The organism is Mammaliicoccus sp. JADD-157, from assembly GCF_049310805.1.
Lineage (GTDB): Bacteria > Bacillota > Bacilli > Staphylococcales > Staphylococcaceae > Mammaliicoccus > Mammaliicoccus lentus.
Genome location: NZ_JBMOVZ010000002.1, coordinates 158410 through 176080, shown reverse-complemented (window position 1 = coordinate 176080; position 17671 = coordinate 158410). Strand labels below are relative to the sequence as shown.

General features: G+C 30.2%; 20 protein-coding genes. 18 read left to right on the top strand and 2 right to left on the bottom strand.

From position 1 onward, the window contains the following. The first annotated feature begins 4 nt into the window (after positions 1–4). The 15 genes from ACO6VN_RS07410 to ACO6VN_RS07340 all read left to right on the top strand — a co-directional run bounded on the left by ACO6VN_RS07410 (position 5) and on the right by ACO6VN_RS07340 (position 12861). A complete protein-coding gene (locus ACO6VN_RS07410; RefSeq protein ID WP_216683375.1) occupies positions 5–1345 on the top strand; it encodes an acetyl-CoA carboxylase biotin carboxylase subunit in 1341 nt (446 codons plus the stop codon). A 14-nt stretch (positions 1346–1359) separates the two neighbouring features. After that, the gene (gene pxpA / locus ACO6VN_RS07405) at positions 1360–2115 is read left to right on the top strand and encodes a 5-oxoprolinase subunit PxpA (protein ID WP_228086202.1); all 756 of its coding nucleotides are present in this window, start codon (positions 1360–1362) and stop codon (positions 2113–2115) included. An 11-nt stretch (positions 2116–2126) separates the two neighbouring features. Then, positions 2127–3365 carry an NRAMP family divalent metal transporter gene (locus ACO6VN_RS07400; protein WP_422404434.1) on the top strand — a complete coding sequence of 413 codons (1239 nt, stop codon included), beginning with the start codon at positions 2127–2129 and terminating at the stop codon, positions 3363–3365. Between the two features lie 67 nt (positions 3366–3432). Further along, positions 3433–4122, top strand: coding sequence for a 5'-methylthioadenosine/adenosylhomocysteine nucleosidase (locus ACO6VN_RS07395; RefSeq protein WP_194201305.1), 690 nt, complete (start codon positions 3433–3435; stop codon positions 4120–4122). 230 nt (positions 4123–4352) lie between these two features. After that, a complete protein-coding gene (locus ACO6VN_RS07390; protein WP_016998538.1) occupies positions 4353–4877 on the top strand; it encodes a YqeG family HAD IIIA-type phosphatase in 525 nt (174 codons plus the stop codon). 2 nt (positions 4878–4879) lie between these two features. Then, positions 4880–5980 carry a ribosome biogenesis GTPase YqeH gene (gene yqeH, locus ACO6VN_RS07385; RefSeq protein WP_422404433.1) on the top strand — a complete coding sequence of 367 codons (1101 nt, stop codon included), beginning with the start codon at positions 4880–4882 and terminating at the stop codon, positions 5978–5980. Between the two features lie 12 nt (positions 5981–5992). Further along, the gene (gene aroE / locus ACO6VN_RS07380) at positions 5993–6802 is read left to right on the top strand and encodes a shikimate dehydrogenase (RefSeq protein ID WP_194201303.1); all 810 of its coding nucleotides are present in this window, start codon (positions 5993–5995) and stop codon (positions 6800–6802) included. A gap of 2 nt (positions 6803–6804) precedes the next feature. Beyond that, positions 6805–7095 carry a ribosome assembly RNA-binding protein YhbY gene (gene yhbY, locus ACO6VN_RS07375; RefSeq protein ID WP_016998544.1) on the top strand — a complete coding sequence of 97 codons (291 nt, stop codon included), beginning with the start codon at positions 6805–6807 and terminating at the stop codon, positions 7093–7095. 5 nt (positions 7096–7100) lie between these two features. Then, positions 7101–7673 carry a nicotinate (nicotinamide) nucleotide adenylyltransferase gene (gene nadD / locus ACO6VN_RS07370; RefSeq protein ID WP_194201302.1) on the top strand — a complete coding sequence of 191 codons (573 nt, stop codon included), beginning with the start codon at positions 7101–7103 and terminating at the stop codon, positions 7671–7673. Further along, positions 7663–8235: a bis(5'-nucleosyl)-tetraphosphatase (symmetrical) YqeK gene (gene yqeK, locus ACO6VN_RS07365; protein ID WP_016998546.1), complete on the top strand. Its 573-nt coding sequence runs from the start codon at positions 7663–7665 to the stop codon at positions 8233–8235. The genes nadD and yqeK overlap by 11 nt, the downstream gene beginning before the upstream one ends. A 12-nt stretch (positions 8236–8247) precedes the next feature. Further along, the gene (gene rsfS / locus ACO6VN_RS07360; RefSeq protein WP_016998547.1) at positions 8248–8601 is read left to right on the top strand and encodes a ribosome silencing factor; all 354 of its coding nucleotides are present in this window, start codon (positions 8248–8250) and stop codon (positions 8599–8601) included. Then, positions 8601–9326 carry a class I SAM-dependent DNA methyltransferase gene (locus ACO6VN_RS07355; RefSeq protein WP_422404432.1) on the top strand — a complete coding sequence of 242 codons (726 nt, stop codon included), beginning with the start codon at positions 8601–8603 and terminating at the stop codon, positions 9324–9326. Before rsfS ends, ACO6VN_RS07355 begins: the two co-directional genes overlap by 1 nt. A gap of 57 nt (positions 9327–9383) precedes the next feature. Further along, on the top strand, positions 9384–10025 hold the full coding sequence (locus ACO6VN_RS07350; protein WP_422404569.1) for a helix-hairpin-helix domain-containing protein: 642 nt from the start codon (positions 9384–9386) through the stop codon (positions 10023–10025). A gap of 60 nt (positions 10026–10085) precedes the next feature. Next, entirely contained in the window at positions 10086–10541 is a 456-nt protein-coding gene (locus tag ACO6VN_RS07345; protein WP_026023586.1) for a ComE operon protein 2, read from the top strand. A 115-nt stretch (positions 10542–10656) separates the two neighbouring features. Beyond that, positions 10657–12861, top strand: coding sequence for a DNA internalization-related competence protein ComEC/Rec2 (locus ACO6VN_RS07340; protein WP_422404431.1), 2205 nt, complete (start codon positions 10657–10659; stop codon positions 12859–12861). A 47-nt stretch (positions 12862–12908) separates the two neighbouring features. On the opposite strand, the gene ACO6VN_RS07335 is transcribed toward ACO6VN_RS07340, so the two are convergent. Continuing rightward, the gene (locus tag ACO6VN_RS07335; protein WP_016998552.1) at positions 12909–13046 is read right to left on the bottom strand and encodes a YqzM family protein; all 138 of its coding nucleotides are present in this window, start codon (positions 13044–13046) and stop codon (positions 12909–12911) included. Between the two features lie 91 nt (positions 13047–13137). Here ACO6VN_RS07335 and holA point away from each other — a divergent pair, with 91 nt between their 5' ends. After that, positions 13138–14112, top strand: a complete 975-nt coding sequence (holA, locus tag ACO6VN_RS07330) for a DNA polymerase III subunit delta (protein WP_016998553.1) — start codon at positions 13138–13140, stop codon at positions 14110–14112. A gap of 38 nt (positions 14113–14150) precedes the next feature. Here the strand turns inward: holA and rpsT are convergent, their stop codons facing one another. Further along, the gene (gene rpsT / locus ACO6VN_RS07325) at positions 14151–14402 is read right to left on the bottom strand and encodes a 30S ribosomal protein S20 (RefSeq protein WP_064204513.1); all 252 of its coding nucleotides are present in this window, start codon (positions 14400–14402) and stop codon (positions 14151–14153) included. A 231-nt stretch (positions 14403–14633) separates the two neighbouring features. Between rpsT and lepA the strand changes: the two genes are divergently transcribed. Continuing rightward, on the top strand, positions 14634–16457 hold the full coding sequence (gene lepA, locus ACO6VN_RS07320; protein WP_016998555.1) for a translation elongation factor 4: 1824 nt from the start codon (positions 14634–14636) through the stop codon (positions 16455–16457). A gap of 53 nt (positions 16458–16510) precedes the next feature. Next, positions 16511–17629, top strand: coding sequence for a radical SAM family heme chaperone HemW (hemW, locus tag ACO6VN_RS07315; protein ID WP_422404430.1), 1119 nt, complete (start codon positions 16511–16513; stop codon positions 17627–17629). The last annotated feature ends 42 nt before the right edge of the window (positions 17630–17671 follow it).

Here is a 17671-nt window from a genome sequence, read left to right as displayed (position 1 = left end):
TGTAATGATTAAACGTTTATTAATAGCTAATAGAGGAGAAATTGCTGTTAGAATTATCAGGACTTGCAGGATGATGAACATCACAACGATAGCTATTTATTCAGAAGCAGATAAAGATAGTTTACATGTACAATTAGCAGATGAAGCGTATTGTATTGGACCCAATCAATCTATAGACAGTTATTTGGATATCGAGCGTATTTTAGAAGCGTGTAGAATGAGTAAAGCTGAGGCAATACATCCTGGTTATGGCTTTTTATCTGAATCAACTACATTTAGAAAAAGAGTAGACGAAGAAAATCTTATATTTGTAGGTCCAAGTTATAGCACTATGGATTTGATGGGAGATAAAATTAAAGCTAGAGAAACAATGTATAATGCTGATGTACCAATTATTCCAGGATCTATTGGGGAGGTTACAGATGTCGCTGATGCAAAAAACATAGCTAAAGAAATTAATTATCCGTTTGTGATTAAAGCTGCCAGCGGTGGTGGTGGTAAAGGTATTCGAATCGTAAATGATGAAACCGAAGTAGAAAAATGTTTTAAAGAAGCACAATCTGAAGGTGAAAAATATTTTAATGATAAACGAGTATATATCGAAGCATTTATAGATAAAGCAAGACATGTGGAAGTACAAGTTTTAGGAAGTAAACATAAAGAAGCTATCCATTTAGGTGAAAGAGATTGTTCTATACAAAGAAAGAACCAAAAATTAATAGAAGAAGCACCTTGTGCCGCCTTAGACAAAGACACACGAGATTCACTACATGAAGATGCTGTAAAAGCTGCATTAGCTTGTGATTATGAAGGGGCAGGAACAATAGAATTTTTATTGACAGACGATGGTTATTACTTCTTAGAAATGAATACAAGAATTCAAGTAGAACATACTGTCACAGAGCTATTAACTGACATTGATTTAATTAAACAACAGATATTAATGGCGAATGGTGAACATTTAAAAATCAAACAAGAAGATATTAATTTTAATGGACATGTTATTGAATGTCGAATTAATGCAGAGGATCCTGAAAAGAAATTTAGACCGGCTGCTGGTAAAGTGAATGCGCTTCACTTACCTAATGGATTTAATACAAGAATAGATAGCATGTTATATAATGGCTATGAAATACCGCCTTATTATGATTCATTAGTTGCTAAAATACTTGTTAAAGGGGCTAATCGTCAAGAAGCTATAGAAAAAATGAAAGGTACGCTAGAAGAAACTGTAATAGAAGGATTTCCTACTACATTAGATTTCTTGTATCGAGTCTTAAGTTATCAACCTTACATAGACAATGATATAACAATAAAATTCTTACATGAACATAAAATAGTATAAAGGAGATGGGAATCATGCAAGTTGATTTAAATTGTGATTTAGGCGAAAGTTTTGGTAATTATAAATTAGGTGATGATGAAACGATATTACCTTTAATAACTTCAGCAAACGTAGCATGTGGTTTTCACGCAGGTGATCAACATGTTATGAATCAAACAGTTGAAATTGCTAAACAACATAATATTCATATCGGTGCACATCCGGGCTTCCAAGATTTAATAGGGTTTGGCAGAAGAAATATTGATGTAACACCGCAAGAAGTATATGATTTGATTATTTATCAATTAGGTGCACTGTCAGCATTTTGTAAAATACATGATACAAAACTTTATCATGTAAAACCTCATGGCGCTTTGTATCAAATGGGTGCTAAGGATTCAAAGATAGCTGATGCTATTGTTAAAGCTATAAAAGACTTTGATGACCAGTTATTTCTCGTAGGGTTATCTAACAGTGAACTTATTAAATCTTGTAAGCGTCTTGATCTTAAATATAAAAGTGAAGTTTTTGCTGATAGAGCTTATGAAGACGATGGACAATTAGTTTCTAGAAAGAAAGATGGTGCACTAATAACTGATACGCAACAAGCAGTTAACCAAGTATTAAAAATGGTTAAAGAATCGAAAGTAACATCTATAAATGGTAAAGAAATAGATATAGAAGCAGATACAATTTGTGTTCATGGTGATGGTGAACATGCTTTAAATTTTGTAAAAGAAATAATAAAGCAATTTAAATCTGAAGGTATTGAGATTAAAGCGTTAAACTAGGAGGAATGTACATGAAAGAACAAAAGGGGTATGATGATTTAAGCAAACCATTTGAATACACTAATAAACATCGTAGAATACTATGGGGCGCCGTTTTCTTGATGGCCACATCTTCTATTGGCCCAGCGTTTCTAACGCAAACGGCAGTATTTACGGAACAGTTTATGGCAAGTTTTGCTTTTGCTATTTTAGCATCTATCATTATAGACATTGGTGCTCAAATTAATATATGGCGAGTGATTACTGTAGTCGGTAAAGGCGGCCAAGATATTGCTAATGATGTATTCAAAGGTTTAGGTACATTTATTGCGATATTAATTGCTATTGGTGGACTTGCATTTAACATTGGTAACGTAGCAGGTGCAGGTCTAGGTTTAAATGCAATTTTTGGTATTGATGTACGGTTAGGCGCCGGTATAACTGGTGTATTAGCAATATTAATATTTATTGTTAGAAATGCACAGAAAGTTGTAGATATCATTACTCAAATACTAGGTGTTCTAATGATAGCAATTGTTGCATATGTTATGGTTTTAACAAAACCACCTGTAATGGAAGCAGCTCAAAAAATGATAGTACCAGATGATATTAATAAACTGATAGTACCGATTATTACATTAGTTGGTGGTACAGTAGGTGGTTATATTACATTTGCTGGAGCACATAGATTACTCGAGGCCGGTATAACTGGTAAGCATTACATTCCTTTTGTTAACAGAGCTGCAATTTCAGGTATTTTAACAACAGGCGTAATGAGAACATTTTTATTTCTAGCTGTTTTAGGTGTTGTAGTCACTGGATTTACACTTAATCCAGATAACCCTCCAGCATCGGTATTTGAACATGTCCTAGGACCAGTTGGCAAACAAGTTTTTGGAGTTGTATTATTTGCAGCGGCTTTATCGTCAGTTATTGGTTGTGCTTATACAAGTACGACTTTTATACAATCGTTACATCCATCAATTAAAAACCATGAAAACTTAGTAATTATATTATTTATTGTAATTTCTTCTATTATTTTCTTAACGATTGGTAAACCAGTTAAGTTATTAATAATTGCAGGTGCTATGAATGGATTAATATTACCAGTTACTTTAGGAACAATCTTAATAGCGTCTCGTAAAAAGAGTATTGTTGGAGATTATAGACATCCAACTTGGATGCTTGTAATAGGTGTAATAGCTGTATTAACGACATTGATAGCAGGTGTCTTATCTTTACAAGGTCTACAAGATTTATGGAATAATTAAATTTATATCTATAATTAAGTCTATTATGTTAATATATATAAGAATGAACATGATGGAGTGATTTAACATGATAGGTATTATTGGAGCAATGGAAGAAGAAGTTGAAATATTAAAATCCGCTATAGAAAATAAAGAAACAATTAAAAAAGCACATGTTATATTCTATAAAGGACATCTAGAAGGAAAAGAAATAGTTCTTGCCCAAAGTGGTATTGGTAAAGTTAACGCAGCAATTACTACCGCTTTAATGATTAATGATTTTAAACCAGATCTAATTATTAACACTGGTTCAGCTGGAGCTATTGATCCTAATTTAAATATAGGTGACATTATTATAAGTAATAAAGTTTACTATCATGATGTAAATGCTACTGCATTTGGGTATAAAATGGGACAAGTTCCTGGTATGCCTGAATCTTATACGACAGAAAATCATTTAATTAAAAATGCGCGTTCAACAATTGAAGAATTAGAATTAAACGGAGTTGTTGGAGAAGTTGCAACAGCTGATAGTTTTATTGGTTCTTTAGAACAAAGAAAAGTAATAAAAGAAACATTCCCTACAGCTAGTGTCGTTGAAATGGAAGCTGGCGCTATTGCGCAAACTTGTTATCAATATGAAGTTCCGATTATAGTAACAAGAGCAGTTTCAGATTTAGCTGATAAAGAATCAGATGTGACTTTTGATGAATTCTTAAAAGTTGCTTGCGTGAACTCAAGTAAAATTGTAAAATTATTATTAAATAGAGTGGCATAAGGAGGCAGTAAAATGTTAATATTAATGGCTATCGCTGTCATTGCTACAGCACTTGTTGGATTTGTAATTTATGCGAATACAGATGTTGAAAAATCTTCTGACCGTGAAATTACAGAATAATATTGAGTGTTGCAAATCTTTAAAGGTTTGCAACACTTTTATTTTGTTTTATGTAAAAGAAATTTAAGTTATTTTTATGTTAGAATAAGAAATAATATAGAGGTGTAAACATGGGTATATTTACAAAATATTTTTTACCAAATGAATATGTAGAATCAATTTATCATATTCGTCCAGAGCATTTAAAAAGTAAAGGCATTAAAGCTATTATTACAGATTTAGATAACACTTTAGTTGGTTGGGATGTTAAAGATCCAACAGATGATGTGAGAAATTGGTTTGAACGAATGAAAGAAAATGATATTACTGTAACGATTGTTTCTAATAATGGTCAAAAGCGTGTAGAATCATTTTCAAAAACATTAAACATTGATTTTATATTTAAAGCTCGTAAGCCAAGAGGTAAAGCGTTTAGACAAGCTTCTCATCTTATGAATGTACAAAAATCAGAAGTGGTTGTAATAGGCGATCAAATGTTAACAGATGTATTTGGAGGCAACCGAAATGGTTTATATACAATTATGGTTGTTCCTGTGAAAAAAACAGACGGTTTAATTACTAAATTTAATCGATTAATAGAAAGAAGATTATTAAATCGTTTCAAAAGAAAAGGTTTAATTAATTGGGAGGAATAAATTTGACAGAAATAGCAAAATGTATTGGTTGTGGGGCAACCTTACAATCAGAACACCCGAACGAAGCGGGTTACGTTCCAAAATCCAGCTTGAATAAAGAAGATGTAATTTGTAAAAGGTGTTTCAGACTAAAAAATTATAATGAAGTACAAGATGTAGATTTAACAAGTGATGACTTTTTAAATATGTTGAAATCACTTCATAATGAAGATGGTTTGATTGTAAACGTAGTGGACGTATTTGATTTGGAAGGTTCAATGATACATCGACTAAAGGATATTGTAGGAAAGAAAAAAGTGATTTTAGTTGCAAACAAGATGGATATTTTACCAAAAGCCATTAATAAAAAGAGAGTAGAAATATGGCTGAGACAAAGAGCGAAAGATTATGGTTTAAATCCTGATAAAGTTGTACTTATTTCCGCCGCTAAAAATCAAGGAATTGATGAACTATTAGGCACAATAGAAGAAATCAGAGATAGAAAAGATGTCTTTGTTGTAGGTACGACAAACGTAGGTAAATCTACGCTTATAAATCGTTTGATTGAAAAGAGTGTTGGAGAAAAAGATGTTATCACAACAAGTCATTTTCCAGGTACAACTTTAGATATGATAGATATACCTTTAGATGATGATTCTTATATGTTCGATACACCGGGAATTATCCAAAGTCATCAAATGACTCATTATGTTACAGATAAAGAATTAAAAGTAATAATGCCGAAAAAAGAAATTAAACCTAAAGTTTATCAATTGAATGAAGAACAATCTTTATTCTTAGGTGGGCTAGTAAGAGTTGATTATAAAAAAGGTGGACGTCGTTCATTAACTTGTTTCATTTCAAATGATTTGAACATTCATAGAACAAAGCTAGAAAATGCTGATGATCTATGGGAACGCCAAATTGGGGATTTATTAAAACCACCATATTCTAAAGAAAATTTTGATTTTAATAATTTGAAAAACAATGTAATATTTGTTAAAGATGAAAGACGTGATATTATGATTTCTGGGTTAGGCTTTATTACAGTGGACGAAGGCGCAGAAATAAACGTAATAGCACCTAAAGAGGTAGAGGTTACATCAAGAAAATCAATTTTATAAGAGGTGAGCGACATGAAATTTGCAGTTATAGGACATCCAATAGGACATTCTCTTTCTCCAATTATGCATTTAAATAACTTTGAAGCGTTAGAAAGAGATGATGAATATATAGCACTTGATATAGACCCTAAACATATGCAGCATATAAGAGATATCATAAAAGAAAAAGAACTTGATGGATTTAATATTACGATTCCACATAAAGAAACGATTATTCCATACTTAGATGAAATTTCTACAAATGCTGAGCATATAGGAGCTGTTAATACTGTTCATATAGATGGTGATAAATGGACAGGTTATAATACAGATGGTATTGGATTTGTTAAAGGTTTACTAGATAATTATGGTTCTATAGCTGGCAAAAATATACTTGTACTAGGTGCTGGCGGTGCAAGTAAAGGCATAGTCGCTGAAATGATGAAGTATACTGAAAGGAAAATTTCTGTAGCAAATCGCAGTCTTGAAAGATTTGAAAATTGGAATTTAGATATTAATCAGTATCAATTAGATAAAATAAAGCCTATTTTGAACGAATTCGATATTATTATTAACACGACACCAGTTGGTATGAATGAATCGTCGGACGAACTCATTATACCTATAGAAGAAATTCACGCAAATGCTTTAGTCTGTGATATTATTTATATCCCAGACAAAACACCACTTTTACGAGTATGTGAAAGTAGAGGATTAACTATATATAATGGTTTAGATATGTTTATATACCAAGGTGCAGAAAGTTTTAAAATATGGACAGGTGAAACTGCCGATATAAAAACAATGAAAAATAAAGTTTTAGAAGAACTTAAAAGGAGATAAATATGTTAACAGGTAAACAAAAGAGATATTTAAGAAAAGAAGCTCATCACTTAGATCCAATATTCCAAATAGGTAAAGGCGGAATAAGTGAAAACATGATAGAACAATTAAACGAGGCATTAGAAAAAAGAGAATTAATTAAAGTACACATTTTACAAAACAACATGGATGATCATAAAGAAGTAGCAAATTCAATATCTGAACAAACTGAAAGTGAACTCGTTCAACTTATAGGTAGTATCATTATTCTTTATAAAGAATCTAAAGAAAACAAAAAAATAGAATTACCTTAAATAAAATGAAAAAAATCATGATATACGGTGGCCAATTCAATCCAATACATGTTGGCCATATGTTAGTTGCGAGTGAAGCCTATCAATTTGTTAAACCAGATGAGTTTGTGTTTTTACCTAGTTATCAATCACCTTTAAAAAGCCACAATGAATCTCAGTTGTTAGAAAATGAAAGAGTTGACATGCTAAAGTTAGCAATTGAAGATTTAGAATTCGGCGTAATTGATAAAAGAGAAATAAACAGACAAGGAACGAGTTATACTTTTGATACTATTAGTGAAATTCAAAATGAATATCCAGAATATCAAATCTATTTAATCATCGGAACAGATCAATATGTAAATTTAGATAAATGGAGAAATATTGATAAATTGAAAGAAATGGTTACGTTTGTAGTGGTCAATAGAGAAGTAGATAAACAAAATGTTGATAGTGGTATGTTATCCCTAAATATCCCAAGAATGGATATAAGCTCGACGGATATACGAAATCGTTGTAAAAATCATCATTCAGTCAAGATGTTAGTTACACCAAGAATTGAAAGATATATCAAAAGGGGACGGTTGTATGAAGATTAAAAAAGCAGTTAAACTCGTAGAAGAAACTTTACCCACAAAACGTTATAACCATTCAATAAGAGTAGCAGAAACTGGTAAGAAAATGGCGGAAATTTTCGATGGAGATCCGAAAAAAGTTGAGCTCGCAGGTATTCTCCATGACTTATGTAAATATGAAGAGTTATCAGAGTTGTATCAAAGTGTAACGAAGTATGATTTAGGTCAAGATTTATTAAGCTATGGATCTGAGATTTTACATGGGCCAGTGGCAGCTGCAAGATTAAAAGATGAATATGAAATTGATGATGAGGAAGTATATTATGCGATATATAACCACACTACTGGTAGAGCGCATATGAATAAAACTGAGAAAATAATCTTTATCGCTGATTATATTGAACCTAAAAGAACGCAACCTGGTGTAGATGATATTAGAGATATCGTGTTTAAAGATAAAAATTTAGATAAAGCGATTTATGAAATATCTAAACGAACAGTGTTACATTTAGTTGGTAAAGATAAAACGGTACATTTAAAAACAATTGAATGCTTAAATTATTATAATATGCATACAGAACAATAAAGGAATGATTAAATGAATTCGAATGAATTAATGAAACAAAGTTTAATTGCATGCGATGATAAACGTGCAGAAGATATAATAGCAATCGATATGCAAGGTATTAGTGATGTTGCTGATTACTTTGTAGTTTGTCATGGTAATAGTGATAAACAAGTACAAGCTATCGCTAGAAATGTAAAAGACGAAGCGGAAATCAATGAAGTTAATGTCAAAAGACTAGAAGGCTTTAACGAAGCAAGATGGATTTTAATCGATTTAGGTAATGTAGTCGTACATGTATTCCATAGAGAAGAAAGAGATTATTATAACTTGGAAAGATTATACAAAGATGCACCAATCATTACCTTGAATGAGGTTATGTCTTAATGGCTTATAATAGAATGAGCGATTATTATGATTTGTTGACAGCTGATCAACCTTATCATAAGTGGAAATATATAGTTGAGCATTTTTTAGGTAGCTCAGAAAATGAAATATTAGATATAGGTTGTGGAACAGGTACATTAACTTCACAATTGACTGAATATGGTCAAGTGAGTGGTGTAGACATTAGTCAAGAAATGCTAGAAATAGCAGAGTCTCGTAATCCATCTATAAATTGGTATTGTCAAGATATGAGAGATTTAGAACTACCAAATCAATATGATATGATTACTATATTTTGTGATAGTTTAAACTATGTGACTGAACCGGAAGATATACTACAAGTATTTAATTATATAGATAAATATTTAAAAGACGAGGGTATATTTATTTTTGATGTCCACAGCATATATAAGATGAATCATCAATTTAATAATCAAAATTATATCGATGAAGAAGAACGTCTTACGCTAATTTGGCAGGCTATAACAGGTGAAGAACCTAATAGCGTTTATCATCAGATGTCATTTTTTGTAGAACGCGAAGATGGTTTATACGAACGATTTGATGAAGAGCACTACCAATGTACTTTTGAAATAAGTTTATACGAAGAATTATTAAAACTAGCAGGATTTGAAATTAAAACAAAATTCACTGATTTTGTTATAGATACGTATAGTGAACAAGGCAATAGACAATTTATCGTTGCTCAAAAAATGAATAAGTAATTTTTGACACCTTTTACGTTTATATATGTAGGAGGTGTTTTTTTGGATAAAATCAAAATGATTAAGGAGTATTTTTCGCAATATTATCGTTATATTTTAATTGGATTTATAGTTTTTATTATCATACTGAAATTAATTTTTGGAATGAATGAACCAGATGAAGAGCCAATAGAAACTATAAATAAAAATAATAGTGGAATGATTGAAAATCAAGAAAGTAAAGAATCAAAGCAAGAAATAGATAGGAGAGAAATATCATCTAAAGAAAATATTAAAGAAGTAATTGTAGATGTTAAAGGAGCTGTTAAATTTCCAAAAACATATGAAATGAAATCTTCAGAAAGAATAAATGATGTTTTAAAGAAAGCACAAATAAATGAGCAAGCTGACTTATCTAAACTAAATCTTTCAGAGAAATTAAAAGATCAAATGAGTATATATGTACCAATGAAAGGTGAACAAATACCTTCAAATTTGAATAAGCAAAGTAGTCAAAATGAAAATGTTGAAGTAAATATTAATACTGCAACTAAAGAACAAATACAGAAAATACCCGGGATAGGACCAAGTAAAGCAGACGCAATTATAAAGTATAGAGAAGCAAAAGGAGATTTTAAATCTATAGACGATATGAAGAAGATAAAAGGATTTGGAGATAAAACAGTAGAATCTTTGAAAGAATATGTCATTTTAAATTGAAATTGCATTTCATAAACATAATACTTACAATAATAGTATATGAAAGGTTGGATGATTAATATGGAAAGAATCAAGTGGAAGGAATATTTTATGGCTCAAAGCCATTTGTTATCACTAAGATCAACATGTGAAAGGTTGTCGGTAGGTGCAACTATCGTTAAAGATAATAGAGTGATTGCAGGGGGATACAATGGGTCTGTTTCAGGTGAAGAACATTGTATTGATAATGGATGTTTAGTTGTCGACGGACATTGTATAAGAACAATTCATGCTGAAATGAACGCTATTATTCAGTGCGCAAAATTGGGTGTATCTTCAGAAGACGCAACAATATATGTAACACACTTTCCTTGTTTAAACTGTACTAAATCTATAATACAAGCTGGCATTAAACAAATTTATTATGCAGACGATTATCACAATCATACATATGCGATTCAGTTATTAGAACAATCAGGTGTTCATTTTGAAAGAATTGATTTCCATCCTGAAGATATTGTGAAATATTTAAAATAATAGGTTACGCAGCGTTATGTATTTCTACTTAGCCTTATATTTATTATCAGGTATTTTAATTGTCTTTAATATTTATATCGGGATGATATTTTTAAGTATAGTCATACTAAGTTGTATGATCAAATTGAAATCATATAGAATTGCGATACTTGGTATTATCTTTGTCGTAATTGGTTATTTAATTTTACCGTCAATACAACTACCACAATTGGATTCATTTAATCATGAAAAGCGTAACAAAGCACCGTTACATGATTTTATAGAATTTAAAGATGATATAGTAATTGACGGTGATTTATTTAAATCAATTGCTCAACAAAAAGGTAAAACTTATCAAGTTTATTACACAATTAAATCTAAAGAAGAAAAAGAAAAAATCCTTAATAACTTACCTTTATTTAAAAAATGTGAAGTTTATTATGATTATAGTGACCCTTTACCTAATACTAATAGTTTGAAGTTTAACTATAAAGAATATCTTATCCAACAAGATATTGAAGGCATCATTAAAATTAAACAACCGTTTCTCAAATCTTGTATTAATAGTAAATTGAATCTTTTAGAAAAATTGCAGTTTCATAGGGAACATCTTATTTTAAATTTAATAAAGTTAAATTCAGAATATATTGAAGGTATTATTGCATTGACTTTAGGCGAAACGAAGTATTTATCTAGCGAACGAATTGAAGAATTAAAACATTTAGGTATATACCACTTGTATGCAGTAAGTGGTTCACATGTTGCCTTACTCAGTGTGTTTTTGTTTAATATATTGTTGAAATTTAAGCTAAGATATCATCAGGCAGAACTGATTATTTTTATTTTATTACCTATATATGCAGTATTAACAGGATTAAGTCCAAGTGTTATTAGAGCAGTAGCTGTTGTAATGTTATATCTTGTGATTAAAAAGTTTACACGTCTTGATTCACTACAAATTCTTTCAATTACCTTTATTTTGTCTGTCATGTATAAACCGTTTATAATTTATGACATAGGTTTTCAATTATCTTATTTAGTTTCTACATTTTTACTACTTACTATCCCCATTATTAAAACATTTCATTTCATTTATAAACTAATATGTATTAACTTAATAGCTCAAATTTCTACTTTTCCTATTCTTATTATGCATTTTAATACTTTTCAATGGTTAGGTTTATTAACCAACTTCTTTTTTATTCCTTGGTTTGAATTAATATTATTCCCTCTAGTTATGATTTTTTTGATTATCTATGTAACAATCGGCTTTGTACCTAATATTTTGATATATTTAACAGATTTAATGTTAAGTATAACTATTGATATTATACAAATAATAAATAATTTCAATATAGAAGATATTGTAGTAAGGAATCTTTCTCATATATCGTATTTTCTAATATTTATTATTTGTGTGATGATAAGTATGTATATTCTTAAAAAGAAAATTTTTAAAGCTATTATTATTTTTATATTAGTTATTATAACTGTAACTTATGATTTTAAAGAAGAGAGAGTGATATTAAGGTTTTTGGATGTGGGACAAGGGGATGCAATGGTTTCATATCATAAAGATACAAATCAAATTGTAATGATAGATACAGGCGGTAAAATGTTATCAAATAAAAAAGACTGGCAAATCAAAGATAATGAACTTTCTTATACAAAGTCTGTATTAATACCTGAACTTCATGAAAAAGGCATTCGAAAAATCGATTATTTAATTGTATCACATCCACATTTAGATCATATGGGAGAACTAGAAGAATTAAGCCAAAAAATAAACATTAAAAATCTAATAATAAATAAAAGAACTTGGGATAACAAAGAATTGAAGTTACTAATTAGTAGCCTTGAACAAAAAGGAATAACTATTATTGATAGTGTAGGGTTGAAAAATATAAAAGTAGGTAAAGCGATTTATAGGTTTTATAATCAGGATACAAAAAGTCATCCTGATAAAAATGAAAATTCAATCATAACGGAATTAGAAGTTTACAATAAGAAGATAATTTCTACAGGAGATGCAACGCAGAATAATGAACGAACAGTTTTAAATAAAATTGATCATCAATATGATATTTTAAAAGTTGGACATCATGGTAGTTCAACGAGTTCAACTGAAGAATTTTTATCTCGAGTGAAACCTAGGTTATGTATTATAAGTGCTGGTAGAGGAAATAAATATGGCTTACCTAAAAAAGTAACTATTAAAAAACTTCAAAACCATAAATGTAAAATATTAAACACGCAAGATATGGGGGGGATAACAATCACATTGACTAAAGCTGGGATATCAACAACTAATGGTTTATACGATTACAATAAATCAGGCTGAGACATTATTATGTCCCAGCCTTGATTAAAAAATATAAATATGTACTATTAGTTAGGTAGTAAGCTGAATACTTGAGCAATGATATAAATCGCTGCTAAAAATAAGAAGCCTACAATAAAACCTAATCCAGAGTCTTTAACGTCATTGTTACGCCCTTGAGTATTTTCACCTTCAAATCTGTTCATATGACTCCCTCCTATACTTACATTCATTATATGATAATAAGCTTAAAAATGCTATACTTAATTAGAACTTTATAAGAGAGGAAGACTTATTTTGAAAGATAATATTGTATTAAATTATGGTGCAGTAGATGCATTAATAGAGAAAAAATCTAACGAAATTATCAATCAATATTTAAAAGAAGGGCGTGATGAATTCAATTACGCCAAATATGATTTATACGAAACACCCATTTCTAATGCAATAGAAGAAGCGTTAACTTTACCTTTCCTCTCAGACAAGAAAGTTGTTCATATTAAAAATGCTTACTTATTTACAGGTGAAAAAGTGAATAATAGCATTAACCATAGTACTGATGCTTTACTTGAATTTATAGAGCAATATGATGGAGATACGCTAGTAGTTTTTGATGTAAGTAACGAAAAATTAGACGAAAGAAAGAAACTCGTAAAAACTGTTAAAAAGAATGCAACACTAAATAAAATAGAGCAAATGTCAGAACAAGAAATGAAACAATGGATTAAGTCATATTTAAACGAGCAGTATAAAGACATTAAAGAAGACGCACTCGTCGCATTTTTAGAGTTAACTGGTATTCAATTTAATATTATACATGCAGAATTAGAAAAATTAATTTTATTTATTGGTGATGAACCAGTTATTAATAAAAAAGATGTTACTGAAATAGTTAGCCGTTCTCTTGAACAAAATGTATTTTTATTAACGGAGTATATACAAAAAGGAAAAAAAGAGAAGTCTATTGAATTGCTAAAAGATTTAATAAATTTGAAAGAAGAGCCTATTAAGTTGTTAGCATTAATAACAAGTAATTATAGGTTGTACTATCAATGTAAAATATTAGCTGGCAAAAGTTACAGTGAGCAACAAATTGCTAAAACAATAGGAGTACATCCTTATAGAGTGAAATTAGCCTTAAGAATTATAAGAAATTTATCTTTAGAAAGACTGTTAAAGACGATAGATATATGTGCTGATACTGATTATGAATTAAAATCTTCATACATGGATAAAGTTTTAATTTTAGAGTTGTTTATCTTGAAAATTTAAAAATAAAAAAGCTACAGATGAACTGTAGCTTTTGTTAATTAGTTAGCTTTAGACATTAAGCTAGATTTAATTCTGTTAGCTTTATTTGAATGAATTAAGTTCTTTTTAGAAGCTTTATCAACTTTTTTGATAGCTAATGAAACTAATTCACCTTTGTTATCAGCATTATTTTCGATAGCAGTTCTTGCAGATTTAACAGCTGAACGCATATCATTTTTTTGTGAAATGTTTGCAGCGTCTTTCTTTTCAGTTACAGAAACACGTTTAATTGCAGATTTAATGTTTGGCATGAGAGTCACCTCCTAAATATGTTGTCCGTGATCAAATAATTTGATTGCAACAAAAAATATTTTATCAAATGTACGCCTTAAGTGCAATCATTATTTACATATTCCTTATAAAGCTTAACACTTTATGAACAGTTTGGTAATTGGTTTGCATTTATTCTATAAAGAAGGTATCATATCAAAGATGCTACTTACATCTGAAGATGTAAAATTAACGAGAAAGTTGGAGTTCAAATGGACAGAATGAAACGCCTAGAGCGCCAAAAGAAAATAAGAAACTTTTCTATTATTGCTCATATTGATCATGGAAAATCAACATTAGCTGATAGAATTTTGGAAAATACGAAAAGTGTTGAGACGAGAGATATGAAGTCTCAATTATTAGATTCAATGGATTTAGAAAGAGAGCGTGGTATAACTATCAAATTAAACGCTGTTCAATTAAATTATACAGCGAAAGATGGGGAAACATACATACTACATTTAATTGATACACCGGGACACGTCGATTTTACTTATGAAGTATCACGTTCATTAGCTGCATGTGAAGGGGCTATTCTAATCGTAGATGCAGCTCAAGGTATCGAAGCACAAACTTTAGCAAACGTTTATCTTGCTTTAGACAATGACTTAGAGTTGATTCCAGTAATAAACAAAATCGATTTACCTGCTGCTGAACCGGAAAGGGTAAAGCAAGAAGTTGAAGATGTTATTGGTTTAGATGCGAGTGATGCGGTACTTGCAAGTGCGAAAGCTAATATTGGTATAGAAGAAATATTAGAGAAAGTCGTTGAAATAGTACCACCACCAGAAGGTGACCCAGAAAATCCACTACAAGCATTAATATTTGATTCTACTTACGATGCTTATAGAGGTGTAATTTCTTCAATTAGAATAGTTGAAGGGTCAGTTAAAGCCGGAGACAAAATTCAAATGATGTCCACAGGTAAAACTTTTGAAGTTGCGGAAGTAGGTATTAATACACCTAAACCATTACCAGTTGAAACTTTATCAGTAGGTGATGTTGGATATATAATTGCATCTATTAAAAATGTTGCTGATTCTGACGTAGGTGATACGATAACAAATGCTGACAGACCTGCAGACAAACCACTTCAAGGTTATAAGAAAATGAATCCAATGGTATTCTGTGGGCTTTATCCAATAGACAATAGTAAATATAATGACTTAAGAGAAGCTTTAGAAAGACTTCAATTGAATGATGCTTCTTTAGAATTTGAGGCAGAAACATCTCAAGCATTAGGCTTCGGGTTCAGAACTGGATTTTTAGGATTATTACACATGGAAATCATACAAGAAAGAATTGAACGTGAATTTAACATTGAATTAATAGCAACTGCACCATCAGTTATTTACGAATGTGAATTAACAGATGGAGAGAAAGTTGAAATTGATAACCCTTCACAATTCCCAGATCCACAAAAAATCAACACGATTTATGAACCGTATGTTAAAGCGACTATGATGGTACCAAGTGACTATGTAGGAGCAGTAATGGAATTATGTCAGAAAAAACGTGGTAATTTCGTTACAATGGATTATTTAGATGATATTCGAGTGAATATTATTTATGAAATTCCTTTATCTGAAGTTGTATTTGATTTCTTTGATCAATTGAAGTCTAATACGAAAGGTTATGCTTCTTTCGACTATGAATTAATCGGATATCAAGAAAGTAAACTTGTGAAAATGGATATCTTATTAAATGGAGACCAAGTAGATGCGTTAAGCTTTATTGTGCATAAAGAATTTGCTTACGAAAGAGGTAAAGCAATTGTAGATAAACTTAAAACATTAATTCCTAGACAACAATTTGAGGTGCCAGTTCAAGCAGCAATTGGTAATAAAATAGTAGCACGTACAAACATAAAATCTATGGGTAAAAATGTATTAGCAAAATGTTACGGTGGTGACATTAGTCGTAAACGTAAATTACTTGAAAAACAAAAAGCCGGTAAAGCTAAGATGAAGTCAGTCGGAAACGTTGAGATTCCACAAGATGCATTCCTAGCAGTACTGAAAATGGATGAAGATTAAACAAGAAACAGCTGCGTTTAAGTAGCTGTTTTTATTTTTAAAGGAGGATTTAAATGGCTAAAAGTGTATATATTCATATACCTTTCTGCGTTAGAATTTGTACTTATTGTGATTTTAATAAGTTTTTTATAGCCAATCAGCCTGTTGATGAATATTTAGATTGCTTAATAAAAGAAATGTCTACTCGCAAAGATAAAGTTGTAGAAACAATTTTTGTTGGAGGTGGGACGCCAACAGCATTATCAGAAGTTCAATTAGAAAAACTACTAATATCAATAAATGATTTATTTACTGTAACTGATGAATATACATTTGAAGCAAACCCGGATGAACTAACTGAAGGTAAAATTCAACTTTTAAAAAAATATGGTGTTAATAGGTTATCACTTGGAGTGCAAACTTTTGATGATGGTTTATTAGAAATATTAGGACGTACACATCATAGTGACGATATTGAAAAAGCAGTTAAGTTATCTAAAAAACATAATATAGGCTCAGTTAGTTTAGATTTAATGTTTCACTTACCTGGTCAAACGTTGAAACAATTTGATGAATCAATAAATAAAGCGTTATCACTTGATGTTGATCACATTTCAAGCTATGCACTTATACTTGAACCTAAAACTCAATTCTATAATTTATATAGAAAAGGAAAATTAAAATTACCTAATGAAGATTTAGGTGAAGAAATGTATCAACACTTACAAAATAAATTAAAAAAATCACCTCTACATCAATATGAAATATCTAATTTTTCTAAAGTAGGCCATGAATCACTTCATAACAAAGTATATTGGAAGAATGAAGAATATTATGGTTTCGGAGCTGGCGCACACGGATATATAAACGGTGTGAGATATAGTAATATTAATCCGGTTAATCAATATATAAATAAACTAACTAATGGAGAAATGCCTGTACTGCAAAATAGTGAAGTTACATTAAAAGAGCAAATGGAAGAGCAAATGTTCCTAGGCTTACGCATGACTGAAGGTGTTTCAAAATCTAGATTTTATAAAAAATTTGATCAAACGATTGAAGAAGTATTTGGTCAAAAGGTTAATAATTTATTGGAAAATGGTTTGTTAAATGAAAATGAAGATTATTTATACTTAAGTGAACGTGGTCAAATCATTGGTAACGAAGTATTTGAGCAGTTTTTATTAACTTAAATAAAAGAATGAAAAATCTTTCAAAAATTCGAGGGTTTAATG

What these genes read in the sequence shown, in the direction of transcription:
- ACO6VN_RS07395 (WP_194201305.1), top strand. Translation starts at nt 3,433, where the DNA reads ATGATAGGTATTATTGGAGCAATGGAAGAAGAAGTTGAAATATTAAAA.
- rsfS (WP_016998547.1), top strand. Translation starts at nt 8,248, where the DNA reads ATGAATTCGAATGAATTAATGAAACAAAGTTTAATTGCATGCGATGAT.
- ACO6VN_RS07400 (WP_422404434.1), top strand. Translation starts at nt 2,127, where the DNA reads ATGAAAGAACAAAAGGGGTATGATGATTTAAGCAAACCATTTGAATAC.
- rpsT (WP_064204513.1), bottom strand. Translation starts at nt 14,402, where the DNA reads ATGCCAAACATTAAATCTGCAATTAAACGTGTTTCTGTAACTGAAAAG.
- yqeK (WP_016998546.1), top strand. Translation starts at nt 7,663, where the DNA reads ATGAAGATTAAAAAAGCAGTTAAACTCGTAGAAGAAACTTTACCCACA.
- ACO6VN_RS07410 (WP_216683375.1), top strand. Translation starts at nt 5, where the DNA reads ATGATTAAACGTTTATTAATAGCTAATAGAGGAGAAATTGCTGTTAGA.
- ACO6VN_RS07335 (WP_016998552.1), bottom strand. Translation starts at nt 13,046, where the DNA reads ATGAACAGATTTGAAGGTGAAAATACTCAAGGGCGTAACAATGACGTT.
- nadD (WP_194201302.1), top strand. Translation starts at nt 7,101, where the DNA reads ATGAAAAAAATCATGATATACGGTGGCCAATTCAATCCAATACATGTT.
- aroE (WP_194201303.1), top strand. Translation starts at nt 5,993, where the DNA reads ATGAAATTTGCAGTTATAGGACATCCAATAGGACATTCTCTTTCTCCA.
- yhbY (WP_016998544.1), top strand. Translation starts at nt 6,805, where the DNA reads ATGTTAACAGGTAAACAAAAGAGATATTTAAGAAAAGAAGCTCATCAC.
- hemW (WP_422404430.1), top strand. Translation starts at nt 16,511, where the DNA reads ATGGCTAAAAGTGTATATATTCATATACCTTTCTGCGTTAGAATTTGT.
- pxpA (WP_228086202.1), top strand. Translation starts at nt 1,360, where the DNA reads ATGCAAGTTGATTTAAATTGTGATTTAGGCGAAAGTTTTGGTAATTAT.
- ACO6VN_RS07350 (WP_422404569.1), top strand. Translation starts at nt 9,384, where the DNA reads ATGATTAAGGAGTATTTTTCGCAATATTATCGTTATATTTTAATTGGA.
- ACO6VN_RS07340 (WP_422404431.1), top strand. Translation starts at nt 10,657, where the DNA reads ATGATCAAATTGAAATCATATAGAATTGCGATACTTGGTATTATCTTT.
- ACO6VN_RS07355 (WP_422404432.1), top strand. Translation starts at nt 8,601, where the DNA reads ATGGCTTATAATAGAATGAGCGATTATTATGATTTGTTGACAGCTGAT.
- lepA (WP_016998555.1), top strand. Translation starts at nt 14,634, where the DNA reads ATGGACAGAATGAAACGCCTAGAGCGCCAAAAGAAAATAAGAAACTTT.
- ACO6VN_RS07390 (WP_016998538.1), top strand. Translation starts at nt 4,353, where the DNA reads ATGGGTATATTTACAAAATATTTTTTACCAAATGAATATGTAGAATCA.
- ACO6VN_RS07345 (WP_026023586.1), top strand. Translation starts at nt 10,086, where the DNA reads ATGGAAAGAATCAAGTGGAAGGAATATTTTATGGCTCAAAGCCATTTG.